The sequence below is a fragment of the Streptomyces sp. NPDC002785 genome (assembly GCF_040295565.1).
Taxonomy (GTDB): domain Bacteria; phylum Actinomycetota; class Actinomycetes; order Streptomycetales; family Streptomycetaceae; genus Streptomyces.
This window is the reverse complement of sequence record NZ_JBEOVN010000265.1, coordinates 1-8,169: the sequence shown is the minus strand read 5'-3', so window position 1 is coordinate 8,169 and position 8,169 is coordinate 1. Positions and strand designations below refer to the sequence as shown.

At 69.1% G+C, this 8,169-nt stretch carries 5 protein-coding genes; all 5 read right to left on the bottom strand.

Annotated features, from left to right (window positions below):
- Positions 1–36: 36 nt before the first annotated feature.
- Positions 37–1,038 (bottom strand): ketol-acid reductoisomerase, encoded by a 1,002-nt coding sequence (ilvC, locus tag ABTZ94_RS34420; protein ID WP_351206882.1) that lies wholly within the window; start codon positions 1,036–1,038, stop codon positions 37–39.
- Positions 1,039–1,138: 100 nt separating this feature from the next.
- The gene (gene ilvN, locus ABTZ94_RS34415; RefSeq protein ID WP_351206880.1) at positions 1,139–1,666 is read right to left on the bottom strand and encodes an acetolactate synthase small subunit; all 528 of its coding nucleotides are present in this window, start codon (positions 1,664–1,666) and stop codon (positions 1,139–1,141) included.
- Positions 1,667–1,688: 22 nt separating this feature from the next.
- On the bottom strand, positions 1,689–3,545 hold the full coding sequence (locus tag ABTZ94_RS34410; RefSeq protein WP_351206878.1) for an acetolactate synthase large subunit: 1,857 nt from the start codon (positions 3,543–3,545) through the stop codon (positions 1,689–1,691).
- 217 nt (positions 3,546–3,762) lie between these two features.
- On the bottom strand, positions 3,763–6,600 hold the full coding sequence (locus ABTZ94_RS34405; protein WP_351206876.1) for a putative bifunctional diguanylate cyclase/phosphodiesterase: 2,838 nt from the start codon (positions 6,598–6,600) through the stop codon (positions 3,763–3,765).
- A gap of 480 nt (positions 6,601–7,080) precedes the next feature.
- Complete coding sequence (locus tag ABTZ94_RS34400; protein WP_351206874.1) at positions 7,081–8,031, bottom strand: 2-hydroxyacid dehydrogenase; 951 nt, start codon at positions 8,029–8,031, stop codon at positions 7,081–7,083.
- Positions 8,032–8,169 lie beyond the last annotated feature (138 nt).

The window sequence follows — 8,169 nt, the reverse complement described above, 5'->3', positions numbered from 1 at the left end:
GGGCGGGTCTCGGACCCGCCCCCCGAGGCGCCGGTGTTACGCGTCCTCGTCGTTGACCCAGCTCATGAGCTTGCGCAGCTCACGGCCGGTGGTCTCCAGGAGGTGGTCGCTGTCCGCCTTCTTGTACTCGTTGTACTTGGGCAGACCGTTGTGGTACTCGGCCATCCAGTTCTTGGCGAAGGTGCCGTCCTGGATCTCCGTGAGGACCTTCTTCATCTCGGCCTTGGTGGCGTCCGTGATGATCCGCGGGCCGGTGACGTAGTCGCCCCACTCGGCGGTCTCCGAGATGGACCAGCGCATCTTCTCCAGGCCGCCCTCGTACATGAGGTCCACGATGAGCTTCAGCTCGTGCAGGCACTCGAAGTACGCGATCTCGGGCTGGTAACCGGCCTCGGTCAGGGTCTCGAAACCGGCCTTGACCAGGGCGGCGGTGCCACCGCAGAGGACGGCCTGCTCACCGAACAGGTCGGTCTCGGTCTCCTCGGTGAAGGTCGTCTTGATGACGCCGGCGCGGGTGCCGCCGATGCCCTTCGCGTACGACAGGGCGAGCGCCAGGCCGTTGCCCGAGGCGTCCTGCTCGACGGCCACGATGCACGGAACGCCGCGGCCCTCCTCGTACTGACGGCGGACCAGGTGGCCCGGGCCCTTCGGGGCGACCATGCAGACGTCGACATTGGCCGGCGGCTTGATGAAGTCGAAGCGGATGTTCAGGCCGTGGCCGAAGAACAGCGCGTCGCCTTCCTTGAGGTTGTCCTTGATGGACTCCTCGTAGACCTGGGCCTGGATCGGGTCCGGGACGAGGATCATGATGACGTCGGCCTCGGCGGCGGCCTCGGACGGGGTCACCACGCGCAGCCCCTGCTCCTCGGCCTTGGCCTTGGACTTGGAGCCCTCGTGCAGACCGACACGGACGTCGACACCCGAGTCACGCAGCGACAGCGCGTGGGCGTGGCCCTGGCTGCCGTAGCCGATGACCGCGACCTTGCGGCCCTGGATGATGGACAGGTCGGCATCGTCGTCGTAGAACAGCTCGGCCACTGGGTCTCTCCTTGGTGTGCAGGTGTTGCGTCCCACCGTACGGCGGGGTGCGTCAGATACGTTTTCGGGTCTCGCCATACGAGCGGCGAAGTGGCTGTGACTAGGCCGAACGGTCGAGGGCGCGCAGCGAACGGTCGGTGATCGAGCGCGCGCCGCGCCCTATGGCGATGGTGCCGGACTGGACCAGCTCCTTGATGCCGTACTGCTCCAGCATCTTGAGCATGGCCTCCAGCTTGTCGGCGCCGCCGGTCGCCTCGATCGTGACGGCCTCCGGGGAGACGTCCACGGTCTTGGCGCGGAACAGCTGGACGATCTCGACGATCTGGGAACGGGTCTCGTTGTCGGCGCGGACCTTCACCAGGACGAGCTCACGCTGGATCGCAGCGGACGGCTCGAGTTCGACGATCTTCAGGACGTTCACCAGCTTGTTGAGCTGTTTGGTCACCTGCTCGAGAGGCAGGTCCTCGACACTGACGACGATGGTGATGCGCGAGATGTCGGGGTGTTCGGTGGTACCCACCGCGAGCGAGTCGATGTTGAAGCCGCGGCGGGAGAACAGGGCGGTGATCCGGGCGAGGACACCGGGCTTGTTCTCGACCAGGACGGAGAGCGTGTGCTTGGTGGACATGGAGTCGGTCTCTCTCTGTCTCTCAGTCGTCTTCGTTGTCGCCGAAGTCGGGGCGGACCCCGCGGGCGGCCATGACCTCGTCGTTGGACGTACCGGCGGCAACCATCGGCCACACCATGGCGTCCTCGTGGACGATGAAGTCGATCACGACGGGGCGGTCGTTGATGGAATTGGCCTCTTCGATGACCTTGTCCAGGTCGGCCGGGTCCTCGCAGCGGATCGCGTAGCAGCCCATGGCCTCGGACAGCTTGACGAAGTCCGGGACGCGGGTGCCCTTCGCCGGGACACCCTGGGTGTCGGCGCCGGAGTGCAGCACGGTGTTGGAGTACCGCTGGTTGTAGAACAGGGTCTGCCACTGGCGGACCATCCCGAGGGCGCCGTTGTTGATGATGGCGACCTTGATCGGGATGTTGTTGAGCGCGCAGGTGGTGAGTTCCTGGTTGGTCATCTGGAAGCAGCCGTCGCCGTCGATCGCCCAGACCGTACGGTCCGGCATGCCGGCCTTGGCGCCCATCGCGGCCGGGACCGCGTAGCCCATCGTTCCGGCGCCGCCGGAGTTCAGCCAGGTGGCGGGCTGCTCGTACTGGATGAAGTGCGAGGCCCACATCTGGTGCTGGCCGACGCCCGCCGCGAAGATCGTGCCCTCGGGGGCGAGCTGACCGATGCGCTGGATGACCTGCTGCGGCGAGAGGCTGCCGTCCTCGGGCAGGTCGTAGCCGAGCGGGTAGGTGTCGCGCCAGCGGTTGAGGTCCTTCCACCAGGCGGCATAGTCGCCGACGTGGCCCTCGGTGTGCTCGGTCTGGACGGCCTGGACCAGGTCGGCCAGGACCTCGCGGGCATCGCCCACGATCGGGACGTCGGCGGCGCGGTTCTTGCCGATCTCGGCGGGGTCGATGTCGGCGTGGACGATCTTGGCGTACGGGGCGAAGCTGTCCAGCTTGCCGGTGACGCGGTCGTCGAATCGGGCTCCGAGGGCGACGATCAGGTCGGCCTTCTGCAGCGCGGTGACGGCGGTGACCGCACCGTGCATGCCCGGCATTCCGACGTGCAGCGGGTGGCTGTCGGGGAATGCGCCGAGCGCCATCAGTGTGGTGGTGACGGGCGCTTTGGTGAGCTCTGCGAGGACCTTCAGTTCGGCGGTGGCCCCCGCCTTGATGACACCGCCGCCGACGTACAGCACCGGACGCTTGGCCTGAGTGATCAGCTTGGCGGCTTCGCGGATCTGCTTGGCGTGCGGCTTGGTGACCGGGCGGTAGCCGGGCAGGTCCTGGGTGGGCGGCCAGCTGAACGTGGTCTGCGCCTGCAGGGCGTCCTTGGCGATGTCGACGAGGACGGGGCCCGGACGGCCGGTGGAGGCGATGTGGAAGGCCTCGGCGATCGTGTGCGGGATGTCCTCGGCCTTGGTGACCAGGAAGTTGTGCTTGGTGACCGGCATCGTGATGCCGCAGATGTCGGCTTCCTGGAAGGCGTCCGTGCCGATGGCCTTGGAGGCGACCTGGCCGGTGATCGCGACCAGCGGGACGGAGTCCATGTGGGCGTCGGCGATCGGTGTGACCAGGTTGGTGGCGCCGGGGCCCGAGGTGGCCATGCAGACGCCGACCTTGCCGGTGGCCTGTGCATAACCGGTGGCGGCGTGTCCGGCGCCCTGCTCGTGACGGACCAGCACATGACGGACCCGGGTGGAGTCCATCATCGGGTCGTACGCCGGAAGGATGGCGCCGCCGGGGATGCCGAATACCGTGTCGGCCCCCACCTCCTCGAGAGACCGGATGAGGGACTGCGCGCCCGTGACGTGCTCAACGGTGGCGGCGGACGATCCGCCGTTACGGGCCCGCGGCTGGGGATGGTGGGCCCCTGTGGCCTGCTCGGTCATCGGCATTCTCTTCTCGAAGCTGAGGGTTTTTGCGGGTATTTTGCGAGGATTTGCCTGGTGTTAGTGCAACAAAAAACCCCTCGTGCCATGAGGCAAGCGAGGGGAGCGCGTCGGTGTGGTCTGCAGAGTGTCAGTGACGGACTCTGCTTCAGCCGACGCGCTTTCCAAGTACGAGAATTCGGGTGCGCATGACATTGACCCTCTCTCCGGCGCATGCGACGTGTCAAGCGGGTGGGACGGGCGTCTCAACATGTGAGCCGCTGAGGAGTGGGATCGAGCCGCCGGTCAGAACCGGCTGGGCAGTGGCACCGCCGGGCACCGGGTACTCACCGCGGGCCAGGACGCGGCGCAGCCGGTACTCGTCGAGCGGCCCGGAGAAGGCCATTCCCTGGCCGTGCGTACAGCCCATGGCGCGCAGTGCGAGGACCTGCTCCGGTAGGTCGACACCATCTGCCACGGACTGCATGCCGAGGTCGCAGGCGATGCGCAGGAGTCCGCTGGTGATCTTGTGCAGCCGGGCGGATTCCACGACACCCTCGACGAGACCGCGGTCCAGTTTCAGTACGTCGATGGGGAGCCGGCGCAGCGCGTTGATCGCGGCGTAGCCACTGCCGAAGCCGTCGAGCGCGATACGGACGCCGAGCCGTCGCAGCGCGACGAGACGCTGTTCGAGTTCGTCGAAGGAGATCCGGGGGTCGCTGTCGGCGACCTCGATCATCAGGGCGCCGGAGGGCAGGCTGTGCCGGGTGAGCAGCGCCTCGACGGAGCCGAACGGCATCCCCTTGTCGAGGAGCCTGCGGGCGGAGAGCCGCACGGCGACGGAGACCGGATGGCCGGCCCTGGCCCGGTCGGCGGCCTGCTCGACGGCCGCTTCGAGGAGCCAGCGGCCGAGTTCGGCGGTGCGGTCGCCGTCCTCGGCGACGCGGAGGAATTCGGCCGGGGTGAACAGGATGCCCTGGGCGGAGCGCCAGCGGGCCTGGGCGGCGACGGCGGCGACGGCCCCGCTGGCGAGATGTACCACGGGCTGGTGAAGCAGGGCGAACTCACCGTCTCGCAGGGCGGTACGCAGCCGGGCCGCCAGCTCGGAGCGGCGTACGACTTCGGCCTGCATCTGCGGGGCGTACAGCTCGACGCGGTCCTTACCGCCGGCCTTGGCGCGGTACATGGCGAGATCGGCGTTGCGCATGAGGTCGCTCGGAGAGATGCCGGGCTCGGCGAAGGCGACCCCGATGGACGCGGCGACCCGGACCTCACCGGCGCCGATGCGGTACGGCTGGGAGAGGGTGAGGCGCAGCCGGTCGGCGATCTCGCGGACCTGGCATTCCCGGGCGGACTGGTCGCGGATGCCGTCGCCGAGGATGATGGTCGCGAATTCGTCACCCCCGAGGCGGGCCGCGGTGTCGCCGGCCCGTACGGACTCATGGAGGCGGCGGGCGGCCTGGATGAGGAGCTCGTCGCCCGCCTGGTGGCCGAGGCGGTCGTTGACCGCCTTGAAGCCGTCGAGGTCGATGAAGAGCACGGCGGTGCCGGGGTCGCCCGAGCGGCGGCCGCCGAGGGCCTGGCGGACCCGCTCGGTGAACAGGGCGCGGTTGGGCAGGTCGGTGAGCGGGTCGTGCTCGGCGTTGTGCTGCAACTGGGCCTGCAGCCGGACCCTTTCGGTCACATCGCGGCTGTTGAGGATCAGCCCGCCCTGGTGGCGGTTGACCGTGGATTCGACATTGAGCCAGTCGCCCGTACCGGATCTGAAACGGCACTCGATCCGGGTGGTGGGCTCCTCACCCGGAGAGGCGGCGAGGAATCGGCGCACCTCGTGGACCACCCGTCCCAGGTCCTCGGGGTGGATGATCGAGGCGAGCTCGGCGCCGACCAGGTCGTCGGCATCGCGCCCGTACACCCCCGCGGCGGCGGGGCTGACATAGCGCAGGACGCCGGTGGGGGCGGCGATCATGATGACATCGCTGGAGCCCTGCACCAGGGAGCGGAAGTGGTTCTCCTTCTGCGCCAGCTCCTGGGTGAGGGCGATGTTGTCGACGAGCATGATGCCCTGCCGGACAACCAGGGCGAGCACCACCGTGCAGCCGGTGAAGACCACGACGCGGTCCACCCGGCGGTCCTCGATGACGTTGTAGAGAATGCCGAGGGTGCAGACGGCGGCGGCGAGATACGGCGTCAGCGCGGCCAGCGATCCCGCGATGGGGCGGCTGGTGGAGCGCGGCGCACCCCGTGGTGGGAGGGCATCGTCCGTTGCGCCGTTCGCGCACCAGGGTGCGTACGCGAGGAGCAGGGAACCGGCGAACCAGCCCGCGTCCAGCAACTGGCCGGAGTGGTAGGCCTGGCGCAGCAGCGGGGAGGTGAACAGGGCGTCGGACAGGACCGTCAGGGCGAGTGCGGCAATGGCGGTGTTCACCGCGCAGCGGTTGACGTTGGGCAGCCGGAAGTGGAGGGCCAGCACCATGGAGACCAGCACGATGTCGAGCAGCGGATAGGCCAGCGCGAGCGCCGCGCAGGCCACGCTCGCGCCCTCGGCATCCGGGAGATGCGCGGTGTGGGCGAGGGCAAGGCTCCAGGAGAGCGTGAGGAGCGATCCGCCGATCAGCCAGGAGTCCAGTGCGAGACAGACCCAGCCGGCCCGGGTGACGGGGCGTTTGGCGAGGACGAGCAGCCCGACGATGGCGGGCGGTGCGAAGCAGAGGAAGAAGGCGTCGGCGAGGGAGGGGCTGGGCACCCGGCGCTCGAGCACGACCTCGTACCAGCCCCAGACCGCATTGCCCCCTGCGGCCATGAGCGAGGAGAGCGAGAACAGCAGCCAGGCGGGCTGGAACCGGTCACCGCCGGTCCGCGCGTAGAAGAAGCAGGAGACGGACGCGATCAGCGCGGCTGCGCTGAGGCCGAAATCCCCCATGACGAGCGCCAGTTCCGAAGAACCCCAGTCGAGGGCCGCCCCCACCGCGTATCCGCCGCAGACGAGGCCGACCAGGACCTGCGACACCAGTGCGGACGCACCGCCGGCGATCGACCGCCGGGAGAGGAACGCCCCGAGGGCGTCGGCCGGCGCGCTCACCGGGGCGCACCCGACGCCGCCGGGTGCGCGCGCACCCGGCACCCGGCTGGGGCCTGTTCCGGGTTTCCCGTCCGCGTCGCGACGCCCGGCTCGCACTCCCCCAAGCTCGCGGCTTCGCTCGAGCAGAGGGGACCTCCTTGCCGCATTGTCTGACTTGTCCAAGCATGAGGGTGGCCCTCCGCCCTGCGATGGCACACACCGGACGCCGCGACGCCCGCCCTGCGGGCGGACGACGGGAAACCAGGAACAGGCCCCAGTCGCCGTCGACTGCCCTGCGGTGCCGGATCGTTCACCCATCGGCCGTACGTCACCCGTCGCCCCCTCACGCGTTACGTCCCCCCGGCGCAGCCCTTTCCTCGGCGCAGCGCCCCTTTCGGGACGATACACCAGACTGGTCACGCAGGGACATAGTTCATCTACTCTCCGTGACGACCAGGGGGTTTGCCGAACGGTATGCAGCCGAGCGGACCCGCAGCGTGGTCAACCGGTGGTGCGTACGACGTTCCGCACCGGCTCCCCCGCGGCGAACCGGCTCAGCTGTCCGGCCACCAGACGCTCGGCACGCGGCAGGAACGCCGAGGTGCTGCCGCCCACATGAGGAGTGATCAGGACGTTCGGAGCATGCCAGAGAGGATGGCCGGCGGGCAGCGGTTCCGGCTCGGTGACATCGAGGGCGGCGCACAGTCGGCCGGACTCGAGTTCGAGCAGCAGCGACTTGGTGTCGACGACGCCGCCCCGTGCGACGTTCACGAGCAGCGCTCCGTCCGGCATCGCGGCGAGGAACTCCGCGCCCACCAGCCCTTGCGTGGACGGGTTCAGCGGGGTGGACAGCACGACGACGTCGGCTTCGGGCAGGAGGGCGGGCAGGTCGTCGAGTGTGTGTACGGGTCCGCGTGCTGTTGTCCGTGCAGAGCGTGCGACGCGCGCCACCCGCGCGCACTCGAAGGGCACGAGCCGGTCCTCGATGGCGGCCCCGATCGATCCGTATCCCACGATCAGCACGGACTTGTCGGCGAGCGCGGGGTAGAAGCCGGCCCGCCACTCCTCCTTGTCCTGGCCGTGGACGAACCCGGGGAAGCCGCGCAGGGAAGCGAGGATCAGGGCGAGGGCGAGCTCCGCGGTCGACGCCTCGTGAACCCCCTTGGCATTGCACAGCCGTACCCCGGCCGGCAGCAGACCGAGCCCCGGCTCGACATGATCGATGCCCGCAGTGAGCGTCTGCACGATCCGGACCTGTGCCATGCCGGCGAGCGGACGGACCACGATCTGGGGATCCTTCATGTACGGCACGACGTAGAAGGCGCAGTCGGCCGGGTCTGCCGGGTAGTCCTGCTCGGCGTCCCAGAAGCGGTAGTTGAAACCCTCGGGGAGCCCTTCGATCTCGTCGGCGGGAAACGGCAGCCATACGTCAGGGGTCTTCGTCGAAGTCATGGTCAGAAGGCTAAGACCGACCGGCACATGGGGGGTGGGAGAAGGAGCGGGGCGGCGGGGGGGGGGGGGTCGCCCCCCACCCCCCCCCCCCCGTCGCCCCGGGCGGCAAACAGACGGAGGAGCTGGGCCACAACAAAG